Origin of the sequence: Shimia sp. R9_1, from assembly GCF_017743775.1 — a bacterium.
Classification (GTDB): domain Bacteria; phylum Pseudomonadota; class Alphaproteobacteria; order Rhodobacterales; family Rhodobacteraceae; genus Shimia.
Genome location: NZ_JAGHRN010000006.1, coordinates 224,544 through 240,103, shown reverse-complemented (window position 1 = coordinate 240,103; position 15,560 = coordinate 224,544). Strand labels below are relative to the sequence as shown.

Sequence of the window (15,560 nt, the reverse complement as noted above, 5' to 3'; positions counted from 1 at the left end):
CCCCGCCAGTCCGTCCCGCCGTTGTGCGCCTCAGCGCCGCCGGTGAAGGGGGTTCTAAGGTTATCACCCACCAGCCGCAAGCGCTTTTTTCACTTTTTTCCCAAATTCAAAAACTTTCTTGCAAAAACAAACAATATCAATGACTTAACCAGCCGCAACCGCACCAACAATCCCACAAACCATACCCAAATCCCAACAAAACAACCTTATCCACAGAGTAACCCACAGACTCGGGGCAGACTCGGCAGAGAGTCAGTCAAAGACTCGCCAGAGACCCGCAGAAGACTCGTCCCAAAATGAGGACAGCGTTCCGAAACACCACACGCAACACCAAACACAAACGTCGGTATCGCGTCGGTTTCCTAACGGTATTGCGGAGGTGGAATAATCGGACTGCCAAGGCCAACGCACGCAAAGGCGCGGAATCCGCAACGGGGTTATTTGGAGGAAATGGGGATGTCCATTTTCAGGCTGGGCACACCGAGACCGGCTGGGGCCTTTGGCATACGGCCCGCCGCGCGCACGGCTTTGAGGGCTGCTTGGTCCAATCGGGTGTTGCCGGAGCTCTTTAACAGAGAGATGCCGGAGACCTTGCCGTCTGCAGAAACGGTGATCCGCACAAAAGCTTTGCCTTTGCCCACACCACGGGGGGCGCGTTGGGCAATACGTGCGCGCACTGACTGAGCCCATTTGCGGGCGAGGCTTTTGCGTTTGGCATTAGACACGGAGGCGGTCTGTTCATCACCGTTTTTGCCTTTGGCGGTTTTGCCGCCTTCGCCCTGTGCACGCCGTGCGTTGATCTGAATGGAGTCTGTGGCCGATTGCGCGGCTTTCTTCTCCGTCTTCTTCTCTGGCGCCGGAGGCTTTGGCGGCGGGGGCGGAGAGGCTGGAGCCTTGGGCGCGGCCTCTAATACCGGTGCCTCCATCGGCTTGGGCAATTCAGGGGGGGCGGCTCTGGGGGGGACCTGAGACGGTGCCGCCTGAGATAGGGCCGGTTGCTCGGGTGGCAGCTGTGCCGGAGGGGGCGCCATATCTGATTGCAGGTTTGGCGCTTGGGCCGCGGGTGCGACGGGCAAAGGCGGGCCATCTGCGGAGGGCAGGTTCAACGCCTGCATGTCACTTATACGTGGTGTGGCTTCTGCGGCGGTCACGGGCATTGGCGGTGGCGCGTCTTGCAGCGCGCTTTGTTGTGGCATGGAGAGATCCATGGCCTCGGGTAGATCTGGTGGCGCATCCCAGGTTTCCACCAAAGCGGCAATGCTGGCATTGGAGGCCATCATCTGCAGAAGGTCGGCACCCGCATCCCCTGCGCTTTGCAGACCGCTTTCCAATTGCGGGGCAAAGAAGGCGAGATGGCCAGCGGTGACGATGCCACCAAACACAAGGGCTTCTGAGGTGATGCGCGCCAGTCTCATTGCAGGGCCGACACCAGTTTGAGATCCCGCACCCCCGCCGCGGCAAGTTTCGGCAGAAGTGCTGCGATTTCCTGTGCGGAGACGGCACGGTCTGCGCGCAGCATCAGGGGCTCATTTTCGGGGTAGTCGGTCAATGCGGCCAGAACATCCGCTTCGCCGCGTGCCTCCTGATACGCCAGCTCCCCTTCTGCCGAGACATGCAGGATGGCCTGGCCGTCTGCGGGGGTGTCCAAATCGGCGGCCGGCGGGGAGACTTCGAAAGGTTCCGGCGGTGTGATCTGCGCGGTCATCAGAAAGAAGATCAGCAACAGGAAGACCACGTTGATCATCGGGATCACACTTTCGGCGGCGGCACGTTTGGGGGCTGTTGCAATGCGCATGGGGTTACTCCACCAGAACCAATGTTTCATATCCGGCATCAGACAGGCGCTGCATCACATCCACGACGCGCTGCAGATCAGCCTCGTCGCGCGCGCGCACCACAATGGCGTCGCTGTGTGAGAGCATCATGGTGCCAAGTTCCGCCAGCAGATCTTCAACCGGTGTGGCCACCCCATTGAGGCTGACACTGTCCGGGCGCACTTCGACCAGACGGGGCGGGCCTTCATAGGGGCGGTCAGAGGCAGCACTGAGCGGCAGCGGGATTTCCATTTCCTGCCCAAAGCGCGAGGCCAGCATAAAGAACACCAGCAAAAGAAAGACCACGTCGATCATCGGTGTCAGGCTGGGCCTGCGGCGCGTGGGGGCAGCGGCGAATTTCATCTTATTCCGCCGCCATCAGCTGGGTGCTGTTGTCTTTGCCGCTGGTGAGAATGCGGGTGGCCGCATCTTCCATGTCTTCCTGAGAGCGTGTGACCACGGATTCAAACCATGTGAGCGCGATGGAGGCGGGGATGGCCACAGCCATTCCGGCGGCGGTGGTCAAAAGCGCTTCCCAGATGCCCCCGGCCAAAGCGGCGGGATCGGCGCGCGAGCCGGCCTGTTGCAGGGTTTGGAAAGCGGCGATCATACCCAGAACCGTGCCCAGAAGCCCAAGCAGCGGCGCGATGGTGGCAATCAGTTCAAGCGCGCGCAGGCCGCTGCGGCCATCCGCCAGCTTGCGGCGCGCCACCCGTTCGATCTCTTCACGCTGCTCTTCCGGTGAGAGCCGCCCCTCAGAGCAGACCTGCATGGCGGCATTGGCCACAACAGCGCGCAGCGAGCGCCGACCGTCGAGCACCGAAAGCGCGCCTTTGCGGTCGCCTTTGGTCCAGAGGGTCACAGCGTATTCGGTTTTCTCCCCCGCCCAGGCCCCGAGCAGCAGAAGACGCCAGATTTTCCAGAGGATCAGCGCGCCGGTGATGACCGACAACGCCGAGATGGCCCAGATTGCGGGGCCGCCCTGCTCCAGAAACGCCAGAGCTTCCAACCAACGAGACTCAAGATGCATGGTATCTGTCCTTATTCATTGCAGCGCGGGTGCCGCCTCACGCCTGCGCCACATGGGGCAATAAGAAGGTGCCGGATGGCGGCGTGGTGTTGACCTGAACGGCGCAGTGGTAGGCTTGGCTCAGCAAGTTGTTGGTGAAGACCGCTTCCGGCGTGCCTTGCGCTAGAATGCGGCCGTCGCTGATCAGAGCCACATCATCGGCAAACATGGCGGTGAGATTGAGATCATGCATCACCGCCACAACGCCGCCGCCCGCATCGGCAAAATCGCGGGCGATCTGCATCACCAGAAGCTGGTGGCCGATATCGAGTGCGGAGACCGGCTCGTCCAGAAACAGCCAGCGCGGGGTGTCGTTCTGTGTTGGCTCCCAGACCTGCGCCAGAACGCGGGCGAGCTGCACCCGCTGTTGCTCGCCTCCGGAGAGCTCCTGATAAAAGCGCGCGGCATAGCCGCTGAGGCCGACACGTTCCAAGGCGGCGGGCACCAGATGCGGGCTTCCGCCGGAGGTGCCGTTCATCAGCCCCAAGCGGACCACCTCGGCCACGGTGAAGGGAAAGGCCAGCGGCGTGGCCTGAGGCAGCACGCCGCGCATGGCGGCAAGCTGCCAGGGTTTGGCTGTGTCGATGTCTGTGCCGTTGAGCAGCACTTTGCCACCGTGGGGCACTTCGGCGGTCATGGCCTTCAGCAGCGTGGTTTTGCCGGAGCCGTTGGGGCCGACAATGGCGGTCAACGCGCCGGGGGCGGCGTTAAACGACACATCATGCAGCACGTCGCGGCGGCCAAAAGTGACGGTGATATTTGTGGCTGAGAGCATGGCTTACATATCCACGAGGCCGCGGCGGCGCAGCAGAATCCAGAGGAAGAAGGGGCCACCGATGACGGCCATGATGATGCCGATGGGCAATTCGGCAGGCGCGATGATCATGCGGCTGATGATGTCGGCCACCAGCAGGAGCGTGGCGCCCAAGAGCGCGGAGTTGCGCAAGAGGTAAGTGTGGTCCGGCCCGACAGCGAGGCGCAGAAGATGCGGCACCACAATGCCGACAAAGCCGATGCCGCCGCTGACCGCGACCGCTGCGCCCACGGCGGCGGCGACCGCAAGGATGGCGACGTTTTTTGTACGCTGCACGTCGATGCCCATGTGGCTGGCGGCGGCTTCGCCAAGCGCCAGACCGTTGAGGCCTTTGGCAATAAAGGGCGTGGCAATCAGGGCGGCCAGCATCAGCGGCAGGGCGGCAAAAAGTTTGGACCATGTGGCCCCAGCGATGGAGCCCATGCCCCAGAAGGTGAGTGTGCGCAGTTGGGCGTCATCGGCGATATAGATCAATACGCCGCCAACAGCGCCGGTCAGCGCGCCAAGGCCGATCCCCGCCAGCAGCATGGTGGCGACAGAGGTGCGCCCTTTGCGGGTGGAGACATGATAGAGGATCAGCGTCATGGCCCAGCTGCCCGCAAAGGCGGCAATCGGCACAATGTAGTAGCCAAGCGCGGCGCTGATCGCGGCGGGCAACAGGCCGCCAAGCACAATGGCCACGATGGCCCCGAAGGCAGCACCGGCGCTGACGCCGATCAGGCCGGGGTCGGCCAATGGGTTGCGAAAGAGCCCCTGCATGGTGGCGCCGGACACCGCCAGCGCGGCGCCAACCGCCACGCCCATCAGGGTGCGCGGCAGGCGGATGTCCCAGAGCACGACGCGCTCGCGCAGCTCAAGCTCCTCACCGCGGGCCAAATCCCAGAGCGCCTGCCACAGTGAGGTGCCGGATGCACCGATGGCGAGAGAGGCCAGCATGGCAAGCAGCAGACCACCCACCAGCACCAAAGTGAGCCGATGGGCGCGCAGGCTGCGGTCGCCCTCAAGGGACGCTGCAGCTGGCGTGTGCAGAGCGAAGGCCATCAGCTTTCAATGTCCGCCAAAGCGTCGGCCAGCTCGGAAATCGCCTGCGCGGTGCGGACGGAGAAGCCAAGCAGCAACATGCCATCCATACGCACCACCGCCTCGTTGAGCGCGGCCGGTGTCTGGCCAATGGCAGGATGGGCGCGCAGGGTTTCATTGCTTGCGCTGTGATCGCCCTGACGGCCCATCATCAGAATGACCTCGGCCCCGCTGGTGGCGATGGCTTCGTCGGTCATGGGTTTGAAACCTTCAAAACCGGTGGCGGCGTTCTGACCACCGGCGAGCGAGATGATCGCATCCGCGCTGGTGTTGGTGCCAGCCGCCATCACGCGGCCCCCTGCGGCGGACAGGATAAAGAGCACTTTGGGGCGGTGAGTGGTGTCGACCTTGGCAAGCGCCTCGGCGATGGCCGCGTCGGTTTGAGCCGCCAGTGCCTCGCCTTTCTCCTGGACACCGAGGATTCCGGCCACGGTGAGGATCTTTTCGCTGATGGCTTCGCGGGTGAAGCCGTCGTTGATTTCGGCCACCGGAATGGCGGCCTCGCGCAGCAGTTCCATGGTTTCCAGCGGACCAGCGCCCGCTTCGCTGATGATCAGATCAGGATTGACCGACAAGAGGCCTTCCGGGGACAGGCGGCGGATATAGCCCACATCGGGCAGATCGCGTGCCTCAGCCGGGAAGTTGGAGGTGGTGTCACGCGCAACAAGGCGGTCTTCTTCCTCAAGCGCGTAGACGATTTCGGTGACCGCGCCGCCAACCGCGACAATGCGGGAGGCTGGTTCATCCGCCTGCAAGGTGGTGCCCAGCAGGATCGCCAGTGCGCCCGCCATCACAGACTGTGTGGCCGCTATTCCGCTCAACTTCATCATGCCGGAACCTCCGCAAAGCTGTCTTCAAGATCGGCCATCAGGGCATTCCAGCCCGCCGCCGCATCGTCATCACGCAGCACACCAAAGAATTGCGCAATCAACGCGCCCTCGGCGTCAAAGGCCTCGACCGAGATAGCCGGCCCGCGACGGGTGCTTTTGGTGACCGCATAGACCTCGGCGATGTGGTCCTTGCGCAGATGCAGATCGTGGCCGGGATCAAGCACGTTGATCCAAGGGCCCATCTCCACAATGCGCGCCACCGGGCCGGTGTGAATTTCGATGCAGCCCGCATTGCCGACAAAGATCATCACCGGCACTTCTTTCTCAGACGCGCGGTGCAGCAGCGCTTCGACGGATTTGGGCGCAAGCGACCGGGCATAAGGCGCGCCCGCAATGCGGTAGGCCCCAAGACGGTTCATCTTCATTTTGCGGGTGAGCTGCATGAACTGATGGGTGTCGGTAAGCTTGTCCCACTCCGCGCGCAGCTTATCAGCTTTCTCCGCATCGCCCTTCGCGCCTTCAACAGGCTTGCGCGGCTCAACAGTCAGCGCATCGGATTGCTCAGAAAGTTTCAGCTCCGCGACAATCGCGTCCCATGCTTCAAGATTGGAGGCCTCGCGCAAGTGGACCTTGTGCACCGCATCCCCAGCCGCATCAAACACCTGAATGGAGCGCTTTACGCCTTTGTCGGTGGACTTCTCCACGGCAAAGGCATGTTTCCAGTGGCCGGGGAACATGCGCAGGTCGATCTCTTCATTGACCACCAGCGCTGCGTGGTCACCTGACCGGTAGTTGGCATATTCGCCCACCTTCTCGATCACGCAGGAGCGGTTGCGGGTCAGAGCCATCACCTCGCCCAGACGCTCAAAGGCGGCAAACAGCGGATCCAGCTCTGCGGTCACACAGGTCACGCCCTCGCCAACATGGGCGGCCATCAGCTCCGCTTCGGAAATGCCAAGCTGGTCTGCGAGGTCACGCTCCCGAAGGGCGCTGTGCTCTGCGCGGGCTTCGCGGATTGCTTGCGGAGTAAGGGCGGAAGTGGCGGCCATAGTGCGCGCTCCTGTCAGTCATCAAGGCGTAAAGGTCTGGAGACAGGCTGGCGTGTGCAGAATAGTCACAGGGAGCTGGCGTCGGTGATCGAGTTGAATCACATTGTTGACAGAAATAGTGTGATTTATTAACGAGCGCAAGTCGTTCGCCGGAGAGCGAACAGACTCACTCAACAAGTCGTCGCCAGCCTCCCCCGCCAGCATCTTGAACAGACTATTGGAAGGGGATTTCCATGTTTGCCTGCACCACTCGCAGAGCAGCACTGCTCTGCAGCGCCGCGCTCATTTCAACCACATCCGCCATGGCGCAAGACAGCCTGAGCGACGGCGTTCTGGACGGCGTTACCGACGGTGTCATTCTGCTTGATGAAATTGTGCTGAAACGCTCCAAGCGCGACATTCAAACGGACACGGCCAACTCCATCACTGTTATTGAACAGGAAGAGATTGATGACCGTCAGGCCACCACGGTTGCCGAGCTGATCGACAGTGTGCCCGGTGTGACCCTGATCAACGGTGCAACGCCACAAGGCTCCGGCATCAACATCCGTGGCTTTGGCGCAAACAGCACCTTTGGCAGCGACCAGAAAGTTCTGATCCAGGTGGACGGCGCCTCTGTTGGCTCCGAAGAGCTTTACCGTATCGGCACCCAACTGTTCACCGACCCGGCGCTTTACAAAGAGGTCTCTGTGCTGCGCGGTCTGGGCGGCTCTTTTGAGTATGGCTCTGGCGCCATCGGCGGCGTGGTTCGTCTGGAGACCAAAGATGCTTCTGATTTCACCGGTGGTGAAGTTGGCTTCAAATTCCGCCAGACCCTACAAGGCAACACCAATGGCAGCGGCTTCGCAAGCTCCTCCATTCTGGCTTGGCAGCCAACTGAGAATTTCGAAGTGCTCGGCAACTTCTCTTACAATTCGCAGGAGAACCAGAAAGATGGCTCCGGCGCGACCATTGGGAACTCCGAATTCAATCTGCCGTCTTATGCGCTCAAATTGCGGGGCTACTTCGGCGATGATCGCTCCCATTCCGCAGAGTTCAGCTATAGCCGCACGGAATCTTCTCAGCGCGATGTTCCCTATGACAGCTTCGCAACCACTGCTGGCTTCTTCGGCAATGTGGACCGCGATTTTGAGACGACCAATGCCGTATTCACGTATGGCTACAACCCTGCAGACAACGACCTGATCGATTTGGAAGTGCAGCTGAGCTATGCCGACCAAAAAATTGATCAAGCGGCGGTAGGTGGTGCAAGCGCGCTGCGTGACGCGGATCACCGTTACGAAACCACCAAGCTGCTGGTGAAAAACACCTCGCTGTTCAGCACCGGCCAAGCGACGCATGACATGCGTTATGGTGTTGAAATCAGCCGCCGTGATCGTCGGGATCAGACAGATGCCTCAGCACCTGGTGGCACGGATGACCGGGTTGCTGTTTTCGTTGTGGATGACATCGACTTTGGCAACGGGCTGACCCTGACGCCGGGGGTGCGCTTTGAGGATCAGACCCTTGAAGGCAGCGGCACTGCGAATGGCAAATATGACAACAGCGCCTTGATGGGCGGCGTGTCAGCGCAGTATCAATTTGCCAGCGGGTGGTCGATCTTGGGCAGCGCGGGTTACACTGAAAGCATGCCAATTCTTGATGACATCGGCACGGCAGCTTTGAGAACACAGAGCGAGAAAGCACGCAACTACGAGATTGGCGCATCTTATGCCAACACCGGCGTGTTCCAAGACGCAGACAGCATCGCCTTCAAAGCGACCGTCTACCGGACAGACATCTGGGATATCACGTCCTATCGTAACTTTACATCGCCAAGCATCGACTCTGTTGAGCTTACAGGTGTTGAGCTGGAGGCGCGCTATGCGTTGGAAAACGGTTTTTACGCCGACCTGAACGCCAACATTCAAGATGGCGATGCGACCGACGCAGGTGGCACCACAGGCGACTGGCGCAACTCCCCTGCCGATCAGCTGCGCCTGACATTGGGCAAGCGCTTTGACCGCAAATGGGACATCAGCTGGGAAATGGTGGCCAATGCCAGCATCGACGTGACCCGTCCAAGCGGCGCGCAATCCGAATCTGCCGGCTACGTGGTGCACAATCTGCGTGCCACCTATCGTCCGCAGGAAGGTGCTTTCGAAGGAGTGGAAGTGCGCTTGGGGCTGGAGAACGCCTTTGACAAGTTCTACACCCAGCACCTTGCCACCCGCCCGGCACCGGGCCGGACCCTCAAGGTCTCGCTGGCAAAAACCTTCTAAGGTTTGAGACATAAGAGTTTCCGGCGGCTGCGGTCGCCGGAAAACGCGGATTACCCCATCCTGTAAACGGGTTCCCCAACACTATACTGTACCAGATCCGCGCCAAATCTGCGCGTCAGAGGCTGTCGCCAAACAAGGTCAGCTGCACCGGGATTGAGGCATAGCCGTTGCGCATCTTGGCGGCCTTCAGATCAATACAGACATCATGGGCCGCGGCCTCGGTTGCGAGATACTCGATGCGGCTTTTGCTGCCCTTGTGGCCAAGGCGGCCCCATTCGTGGATCACGCACCATTCGCCAAAGAGCGTCTGCGTGACATAGAGCACGTAGAAGCGGCGCTGGCGGCGGCCAGGATTGATTTTCTCTAGTCGGATCAGCACCTCAACCCTCCGGATGCAGACCCGCATCTGTCAGCATTTCACGATCGGGCAAATCTCTAAGGCTTTCCAGATCGAACGCCACCAAAAACTGATCGGTTGTCACAAAAGTGTAGGGCGCGCCGCGTCTCGGGCTGCGGGGGCCGGTGCTGATGAGGCCGCGATCATGCAGGCGGCCGATGAGATCGCGGCTGATGTCTTTGCCAAAGATATCCTTGAGACCGTCGCGGGTGATCGGTTGGCGGTAGGCGATGGCGGCGAGCACGGCAATTTCAAACTCGCCAAGGTCCACCAGATGCGCGCCCAGATGCGCGGCGGCATGGATGGCGGGCGCATAGGCCGGGCGGGTGCGCAGGATCCAGCCGTCATTCACCGCGGCAATCTCAAAGGCGCGGCCCTCAAGATCGGCGGCCAGATCATCAATCAGCAGATCCACAGAGGCCCCCTGCCCCACCACGCGGGCCAGATCCTCCTTGGGCACCGGGGATGCGGAGGCAAAGAGCACCGCCTCGATCCGGCGCATCCATTCGCGCCAGCGCAGGGCGGGCTCAACGCCTAGAAGTTCGCGATCCAAAACAGGTTCTGTGCGGTCTTTCATCGGCTCAGATCCCGTAAAGCCGGAAGCTCTCGCGCCCGGTCAATTCGCGTGCGACGCCAAGGCTCACCAGCCGGTCACAAAACCGCCGCGCGGCACGATCTGACATGAGATGGGTCAGCGCCTGAGGCGCCACGGCATCATGAGACAGAAAGAGGTCGACCGCCTGCGCCGCCCCTTTGGCGCGCAGCTTTGGCGCAATCGCGCGCAGAGCCTCCGACTTGCGGATCAGGCCAAGCGCCAGCCCGATGGCCTGCTCTGCACCGGAGGCTGCGGCCTGATGGCAGGCCATATGCAGCGCATCGCCAGTTTTGCGCAGATCGCGGGGCGTGAGGCTGAGCGCGAGCAGCGGGATCTGATAGGACCAGCGCATCTTTTTTGACAGGGTGGCATCCGCAAGCGCCAGCGCCAAGGCCTCGGCCTTTGGCTGAGCGCGCAGAACCGCCTCCAAAGTCGACGCCGCGCTGGACAGCGGGTTGCGCGAAGCCCCCTCTCCCTCAGCGGTCATCCAGGTTTCGATCTCCGCCGTGTCATATTGCGGAAAGGCCCTATGCAAGGCGACCGCGCTCAGAGGTCTTGCCGCCGCACGCCGCCAGCTTTGGTAGGTATCTCCGGCGGGACCGGCTTGATCCTCAGGGCGCAGAAACAGAACCGCGTCCCGCAGCTCCGCCAGACGCTCCGGCCGACCGGTTGCAATCACACAGGCTTCGGCCGCGCGTAGAGCCAATCGTTCACGCAGCAAGGGCTGTGGCAGAGCCGCCTGAGAAAGAACAATATTGAGCCGTGACAGCGCTGTGCCTGAAAGAAAAGCGGCATCTTCCAGCGATTGCGTTGCCAGAGAAGAGGCCGCGCGCCCCTGATCGAGCGGAGGCAGATCAAGGCTCAAATCCTGCAAAGAGAGAGAAGACGGCGCGACTATCATGTTTGAGAGCCTAATCGCACGCGGCGCTTATGGCCAGAATTTTCCAAGAAAAGCGCCGCAACATGCAAGACCCAGTAATGTCCAATAATCTTGATTTATCGGTCACAGTAGGCGAATCTCACGCTTATGAGGCCTTTAAACCGCTCATATGCCATTTATCAGGATGTCCAACGCCCTCTTCAAGGGCTCTTTATGCGCCGCCAGAGAGCCCAGAGGGCCGCTCAGCGCGCCTTGTGGCACCGCTTGCACCTCCGGCACACGCACAAGCCACTGAGCACCCTCAAACGCGACCTCAGGGGTCAAACCCGGCAGGGTCGTGAACTGCGTGGCCTCCCGCAAGGGCGCGACGATGCGCGAGGCTTCAATGCCGATCAGATCGGTCTGCAGATCCACAACCAGTTGCCCGTCCGCAAGCTGGTAGACATCAAACTGCGCCATGGCCCCCTACCCCCGATTTGGCCCCTGCTTTGGCGCCCGTGTTGGGACCGTTTCAGACGGGCTGACAGGCCCGCTGGCAACCTCCTCACCATAGGCCTCAATCGCGGCACGGTTTTCCTCGCGCCAGCGGCGGTTTTGCTCCGCCTTGCAGGCGTCAACGATGGCCGCCTCCGCAAGACGCGACATGTTCAGGCCCAGATCCCGCGCTTTGGCGACCACCTCTGCCTCCAGCGTCAGATTGACTTTGATACGGCTCATCACGGCCCTCGATATTTATACGTATGTTTTAGGAGTATATTGTGACAGAGACCTCCAAACAAGCCACGCCTTCTTCGGAAAACACCAGCAAAGCCTATGCTGCTGATTGGCGGCATTTTGCGCGGTGGTGCCGGTTGAACGGGGTGGAGCCCCTGCCCCCTGCCCCGCCGATCGTGGCGCAGTATCTGGCTGATTTGGCCAAACCCTCGGGCGGCACCCCTGCCCTGCAAAGTACGAGCATTCGGCGGCGGCTTTCCGGGTTGGTCTGGAACTATGCGCAACGCGGGCTGACCCTTGATCGCGCAGCGCCTGAAATCACCGCGGTGCTCGACACGCTGCGCCGCGCTGAGGCAACGCCGAAGCGCAAAGACCCGATCCGTCCGGATGAGATCCTAATGATGACCGCCACCCTGCCCTTTGATCTGCGCGGGTTGCGGGATCGCGCGCTTCTGTTGATTGGCTATGTCGGCGGGCTGAGCCGCTCAGAGATTGTCGGGCTGGATCTTGGCGATGCGCGCGGACCGGCGGCCACCGGCTGGATCACGATCCTTGAGGGTGGCGCGGTGCTGACCCATGCCACGCGCACCGGCTGGCGAGAGGTTGAAATCGGGCGCGGCTCTGGTGAGCAAAGCTGCCCTGTTCATGCGCTGGAGCAATGGCTGCATTTCGCAAAGATCCAATCCGGCCCGGTGTTTGTGCGCACTTCGCGCAATGGCAAACGCGCGCTGGAGACGCGGTTGAATGACAAACATGTGGCGCGGTTGATCAAGCAAACAGCCCTCGCGGCGGGCCTGCGGCCGGAGCTTTCGGAAAAGGATCGGATGGCCCTGTTTTCCGGGCATAGCCTGCGCAGCGGGTTGGCCCATGCGGCGAAGGTTGATCGAACTGTGGGGGTAAATGCGACCGGCGTGACATCCGCCGAAATGACCCGCCCCTCTGAGGACAACCGCGTCCGGTTTCAGGTGAACCTGACCAAAGCGGCGGGTCTGTAAATTTGGGTCCGCGAAACCCGCACACAGGTTTCGCGGCGAAACCCTCTTAGGGGCGTTCCAGGAAAACGCGGATCTCTTCGAGCAGGTTTTCCATCATTTCACCGTCTAGCTGACGGCCTTCAAAACGCAGCGAATAGCCATCCGCATCGGCCTGACGACGGATCGTAATGCCGTTGGATGTGACCAGTGTTTCCGCGTCGCGCCAGCCAGATACCGGCGTTGTGCTACGCGGACGACCACCGCGTTTGGGATCCCGCTCTGGCGCGTCCAGAGTTGAAATCACCCCTTCGATCACCGCCCATTCCTCATCGGCTGTGGCCGAAGACGCCGCCGCGAGGCCGTTGCGAATGCGAGTCTCGCCCCCCTGACGCAGCGCCTGCGCCAGTTTCAAGCCGCGCTTTTCGCTGAGCGCATCGGGGAATTCCAGCATGTCGCCAAGCTCTTCAAAGATCAGAGCAAAGCTGCGGACCTTGGAACGCTTGGCCTTGGAGCCGGTTGCAAAGAGCTTGTTCACCGCGTCCTCGACATTGAGGAACGCGCCTTGCTGCGCAGAGATCACCGCGATGCGGCCGCGCTCAAAATGGCTCAGCTCGGAGCGTACTTCGTTTTCTTCGACCATAGCGACAAAGGCGGCATCGGTTTCCGCCGGTGGACGGATGATGGCGCGAATGGATTTAAACTGCGCTTCCTCTGTCAGCCCCAGCAATTCGCGCACCGCCATCAGACGACGGTAACCGGACAGCAATCCGTAGCGCGGCGCGTCGGCCCGATCACTCGCGGGCAGCTCATAAACCTCGATGGGCAGACGCAGGCCGTTGGCGGAGATCGAGAGACGCAGCTCCAGCATATCGTCGGCATCCAGCGCGGCGCGGTCACGGACCATGGCGTCGGCGTCAATCTCACCCACAGGTATGTCGACCAACAGGCGGCCATCTGTCTCCGCTTCCTGCAGCTTTGCCTCGCTGGCCTCAAGTTGCGCCTGACGCGCGCGATCTGCAGTACTGGCCGGTTGGGAGACCGCAGCGGCCTCCGCAGCAATCTTGGCAATGGGGGCCACGCCGCGCACCTGCGAAGCTGCGGGTTCGGGGACGGAGGTTTCGCGGCGAAACTCCTCTTCCAGTTTGCTCAGGTCGGCGCTGCTTGGCGCCACAAGTTTTCTGCGTTTAGCCATCGTTTGCCTCCGTGTTCATCTGTTCTGCTTTGAGGTCTTCGAGATCGCGCCACCATGTGCCGACGATGATCTCTTTCACCTCGGCCCATGTGCGGTCGAAAGTTTCGCGGCCGCGTACATAGGTGTCGCGGTTGAATTCGCGATAATCCGCCTCGTAGATGCCGTTCACCTGTTCGCCGGCCTGACCAACCATGGCGGTCATGTCCTGACGGTAGGTTGTCATGAAGTCGCCGAAATAGGCCTGAATGACGTTAGCGAGGTCGGTCTGTTGCCCCGCATCAAAGCGGGTGATCAGCGCGCGCACCGCATCCCATTCAAACTTCACCTCCGGCAGGCCATCGCGGCGGCGGGCGGCGTTTTCGCCTTCTTCAACACTGGCGAAGGTGGAATAGAGCATGTCAAAGAACCGGCCCGTGGAGTCAAACTCTAGGAAAGACGCGCCGAGCGGGACCAGCAGGATGTCGGCCGCGGCAAGCGCGTTGATGGTGAGGTAGCCGAGGGCGGGGGGGGTATCGAGGAAGATGATGTCATAGTCATCCACAATGCTCTCGTTGGTCAGCGCGTTGGTGAGCGCGTCCCACAGCGGCCAGCTGCGCAGCCCCATGCGCCAGACAGGGATCTGGAATTCCGCCCAGTAGAGATTGAGCTGTGCACCGAGCAGGTCGATGTTGGGCCAGTGGGTTTCCTGAATGATGTCGCGCGCGGTGACATTGAGCGCTTCGGTCAGGGTTTCATCGAAGGGCAGGGGGGTGTCGCCGGACGCTTCGCGCACGCTGTTCTCTGCCAGAACCGCTTGGGCGTAATCTTTGGCCATGAGCGGGAAAGCGGTGGACCATTCGTCCTGCACATCGCCCCCCATGATGGAGGTGAGCGAGCCCTGGCTGTCGAGATCGATCACCAGCACCTTATAGCCGTCAAGCGCGGCCGACATGGCGAGGTGCGCCGTGGTCGTGGTTTTCGACGTGCCGCCCTTGAAGTTGGAGACAGCGACGATTTTCGCGGGGAGACCCTCAGGGCGCCAAGGCTGGTACTCACGGTCTTGCGCGCCTTCAGCGGCGAAATGTGCGCGAAGGGCCAGAACGTCCTCCAGAGAGAACCACTTGGAATTTCCTTCGCCCACGCCCTGGGGAAGTTCCGGATATTTCTTCAGCACGCGCCGGAAGTGGGCCGGTGCCACCGGGATCAGAAACTTGCAGATCTCCCAAGTGGAGAATCGGCGGAGCCTTTTCTTGCCGTCAGGGGCGTAGCCGCGTCGAGCGAGATCTTGTCGCCCCTTCGTTGCGAAGGCCGCCGCTTTCGCGAATCGGGCGGTGTCGATAGGGTCAGATAGCTTGGCGGCGGCTTCGGCTGGGTTGATGTTGAAATATGGGGGCAGGTTATCTTTGCCTGATACCATCTCAGTTCCTCTGCGATGTACTGCTTCGATCGTGATTTTGCCGGAACTATCGCACATGAATTTGCCAATGTGAATCAAAGATGGCGGTTTCGCGGCGAAACCTTCCAAAAATCACAAAAAACAGCGACGTAAAGCTTGTAGAGTCTTTAGGATATTTAGAATCTTTAAGATCAGGATCAAAAATGAAATCAAAGACTTAGACAATTTTGGGGACCTGCCTACGGGATCAAAGGGACCCAACTACAGGATAAGAGGTGCCTGTTTGCAGGGGGTAGGGGCCCGATTCGCGGGAATAGGGGTACCAGAGTCCAGTTTTGGCTCTTTCAGCCCTAGATTTGGCAAAATCCTGTGGATAACTCAGTGGGGCATCCCGTATTTGGGTCCCTTAAGGGGGGTGCCGGTCCCGGTGGAAATCCTATAGGTACCCGCCTACGGGATCAGTTATCCACAGTTTTAAGCACCCATATTGAGTTTGCGTTAAGGTTCCTTTCAGCG

The 15,560-nt window shown here is 60.9% G+C and carries 17 protein-coding genes; 2 read left to right on the top strand and 15 right to left on the bottom strand.

The features are described 5' to 3' along the window. Positions 1 to 437 precede the first annotated feature (437 nt). From J7399_RS18330 to J7399_RS18295, 8 genes are read right to left on the bottom strand one after another with little or no spacing between them, the layout of a single operon-like run. Positions 438 to 1,415: a TonB family protein gene (locus J7399_RS18330; protein WP_209088580.1), complete on the bottom strand. Its 978-nt coding sequence runs from the start codon at positions 1,413 to 1,415 to the stop codon at positions 438 to 440. After that, positions 1,412 to 1,795 (bottom strand): biopolymer transporter ExbD, encoded by a 384-nt coding sequence (locus J7399_RS18325; RefSeq protein WP_209065435.1) that lies wholly within the window; start codon positions 1,793 to 1,795, stop codon positions 1,412 to 1,414. The genes J7399_RS18330 and J7399_RS18325 overlap by 4 nt, the downstream gene beginning before the upstream one ends. A 4-nt stretch (positions 1,796 to 1,799) precedes the next feature. Beyond that, positions 1,800 to 2,177, bottom strand: a complete 378-nt coding sequence (locus tag J7399_RS18320; protein ID WP_209088577.1) for a biopolymer transporter ExbD — start codon at positions 2,175 to 2,177, stop codon at positions 1,800 to 1,802. 1 nt (position 2,178) lies between these two features. Then, the gene (locus tag J7399_RS18315; protein ID WP_209088574.1) at positions 2,179 to 2,844 is read right to left on the bottom strand and encodes a MotA/TolQ/ExbB proton channel family protein; all 666 of its coding nucleotides are present in this window, start codon (positions 2,842 to 2,844) and stop codon (positions 2,179 to 2,181) included. 37 nt (positions 2,845 to 2,881) lie between these two features. Further along, positions 2,882 to 3,658 carry a heme ABC transporter ATP-binding protein gene (locus J7399_RS18310; RefSeq protein ID WP_209088571.1) on the bottom strand — a complete coding sequence of 259 codons (777 nt, stop codon included), beginning with the start codon at positions 3,656 to 3,658 and terminating at the stop codon, positions 2,882 to 2,884. Positions 3,659 to 3,661: 3 nt separating this feature from the next. After that, on the bottom strand, positions 3,662 to 4,738 hold the full coding sequence (locus tag J7399_RS18305) for an iron ABC transporter permease (protein WP_209088568.1): 1,077 nt from the start codon (positions 4,736 to 4,738) through the stop codon (positions 3,662 to 3,664). Further along, entirely contained in the window at positions 4,738 to 5,607 is an 870-nt protein-coding gene (locus J7399_RS18300; RefSeq protein ID WP_348539480.1) for an ABC transporter substrate-binding protein, read from the bottom strand. Before J7399_RS18300 ends, J7399_RS18305 begins: the two co-directional genes overlap by 1 nt. After that, positions 5,604 to 6,656: a ChuX/HutX family heme-like substrate-binding protein gene (locus J7399_RS18295; protein WP_209088565.1), complete on the bottom strand. Its 1,053-nt coding sequence runs from the start codon at positions 6,654 to 6,656 to the stop codon at positions 5,604 to 5,606. The genes J7399_RS18300 and J7399_RS18295 overlap by 4 nt, the downstream gene beginning before the upstream one ends. A 233-nt stretch (positions 6,657 to 6,889) precedes the next feature. Between J7399_RS18295 and J7399_RS18290 the strand changes: the two genes are divergently transcribed. Then, entirely contained in the window at positions 6,890 to 8,917 is a 2,028-nt protein-coding gene (locus J7399_RS18290; RefSeq protein ID WP_209088562.1) for a TonB-dependent receptor, read from the top strand. Positions 8,918 to 9,032: 115 nt separating this feature from the next. On the opposite strand, the gene J7399_RS18285 is transcribed toward J7399_RS18290, so the two are convergent. The 5 genes from J7399_RS18285 to J7399_RS18265 form a co-directional block, all read right to left on the bottom strand. Continuing rightward, on the bottom strand, positions 9,033 to 9,296 hold the full coding sequence (locus J7399_RS18285) for a WGR domain-containing protein (RefSeq protein WP_209065442.1): 264 nt from the start codon (positions 9,294 to 9,296) through the stop codon (positions 9,033 to 9,035). A 1-nt stretch (position 9,297) separates the two neighbouring features. Continuing rightward, the gene (locus tag J7399_RS18280) at positions 9,298 to 9,891 is read right to left on the bottom strand and encodes an SMC-Scp complex subunit ScpB (RefSeq protein WP_209088559.1); all 594 of its coding nucleotides are present in this window, start codon (positions 9,889 to 9,891) and stop codon (positions 9,298 to 9,300) included. 4 nt (positions 9,892 to 9,895) lie between these two features. Beyond that, positions 9,896 to 10,810, bottom strand: a complete 915-nt coding sequence (locus tag J7399_RS18275) for a DUF1403 family protein (protein ID WP_209088556.1) — start codon at positions 10,808 to 10,810, stop codon at positions 9,896 to 9,898. Between the two features lie 144 nt (positions 10,811 to 10,954). Further along, complete coding sequence (locus tag J7399_RS18270) at positions 10,955 to 11,248, bottom strand: CcdB family protein (RefSeq protein ID WP_209088553.1); 294 nt, start codon at positions 11,246 to 11,248, stop codon at positions 10,955 to 10,957. Between the two features lie 6 nt (positions 11,249 to 11,254). Continuing rightward, positions 11,255 to 11,506, bottom strand: coding sequence for a type II toxin-antitoxin system CcdA family antitoxin (locus tag J7399_RS18265; RefSeq protein ID WP_209088550.1), 252 nt, complete (start codon positions 11,504 to 11,506; stop codon positions 11,255 to 11,257). Between the two features lie 41 nt (positions 11,507 to 11,547). On the opposite strand from J7399_RS18265, the gene J7399_RS18260 reads away from it, so the two are divergent. Further along, complete coding sequence (locus tag J7399_RS18260; protein ID WP_209088547.1) at positions 11,548 to 12,498, top strand: integrase; 951 nt, start codon at positions 11,548 to 11,550, stop codon at positions 12,496 to 12,498. 46 nt (positions 12,499 to 12,544) lie between these two features. On the opposite strand, the gene J7399_RS18255 is transcribed toward J7399_RS18260, so the two are convergent. Then, on the bottom strand, positions 12,545 to 13,669 hold the full coding sequence (locus tag J7399_RS18255; RefSeq protein WP_209088544.1) for a ParB N-terminal domain-containing protein: 1,125 nt from the start codon (positions 13,667 to 13,669) through the stop codon (positions 12,545 to 12,547). Next, on the bottom strand, positions 13,662 to 15,065 hold the full coding sequence (locus J7399_RS18250) for an AAA family ATPase (RefSeq protein WP_209065449.1): 1,404 nt from the start codon (positions 15,063 to 15,065) through the stop codon (positions 13,662 to 13,664). Before J7399_RS18250 ends, J7399_RS18255 begins: the two co-directional genes overlap by 8 nt. Between the last annotated feature and the right edge of the window lie 495 nt (positions 15,066 to 15,560).

Bases quoted from the DNA above. Each gene is read 5' to 3' on its own strand.
- J7399_RS18295 (WP_209088565.1), bottom strand. From the start codon at position 6,656: ATGGCCGCCACTTCCGCCCTTACTCCGCAAGCAATCCGCGAAGCCCGC.
- J7399_RS18270 (WP_209088553.1), bottom strand. From the start codon at position 11,248: ATGGCGCAGTTTGATGTCTACCAGCTTGCGGACGGGCAACTGGTTGTG.
- J7399_RS18320 (WP_209088577.1), bottom strand. From the start codon at position 2,177: ATGAAATTCGCCGCTGCCCCCACGCGCCGCAGGCCCAGCCTGACACCG.
- J7399_RS18280 (WP_209088559.1), bottom strand. From the start codon at position 9,891: ATGAAAGACCGCACAGAACCTGTTTTGGATCGCGAACTTCTAGGCGTT.
- J7399_RS18305 (WP_209088568.1), bottom strand. From the start codon at position 4,738: ATGGCCTTCGCTCTGCACACGCCAGCTGCAGCGTCCCTTGAGGGCGAC.
- J7399_RS18300 (WP_348539480.1), bottom strand. From the start codon at position 5,607: ATGATGAAGTTGAGCGGAATAGCGGCCACACAGTCTGTGATGGCGGGC.
- J7399_RS18325 (WP_209065435.1), bottom strand. From the start codon at position 1,795: ATGCGCATTGCAACAGCCCCCAAACGTGCCGCCGCCGAAAGTGTGATC.
- J7399_RS18275 (WP_209088556.1), bottom strand. From the start codon at position 10,810: ATGATAGTCGCGCCGTCTTCTCTCTCTTTGCAGGATTTGAGCCTTGAT.
- J7399_RS18315 (WP_209088574.1), bottom strand. From the start codon at position 2,844: ATGCATCTTGAGTCTCGTTGGTTGGAAGCTCTGGCGTTTCTGGAGCAG.
- J7399_RS18310 (WP_209088571.1), bottom strand. From the start codon at position 3,658: ATGCTCTCAGCCACAAATATCACCGTCACTTTTGGCCGCCGCGACGTG.
- J7399_RS18265 (WP_209088550.1), bottom strand. From the start codon at position 11,506: ATGAGCCGTATCAAAGTCAATCTGACGCTGGAGGCAGAGGTGGTCGCC.
- J7399_RS18250 (WP_209065449.1), bottom strand. From the start codon at position 15,065: ATGGTATCAGGCAAAGATAACCTGCCCCCATATTTCAACATCAACCCA.
- J7399_RS18290 (WP_209088562.1), top strand. From the start codon at position 6,890: ATGTTTGCCTGCACCACTCGCAGAGCAGCACTGCTCTGCAGCGCCGCG.
- J7399_RS18330 (WP_209088580.1), bottom strand. From the start codon at position 1,415: ATGAGACTGGCGCGCATCACCTCAGAAGCCCTTGTGTTTGGTGGCATC.
- J7399_RS18255 (WP_209088544.1), bottom strand. From the start codon at position 13,669: ATGGCTAAACGCAGAAAACTTGTGGCGCCAAGCAGCGCCGACCTGAGC.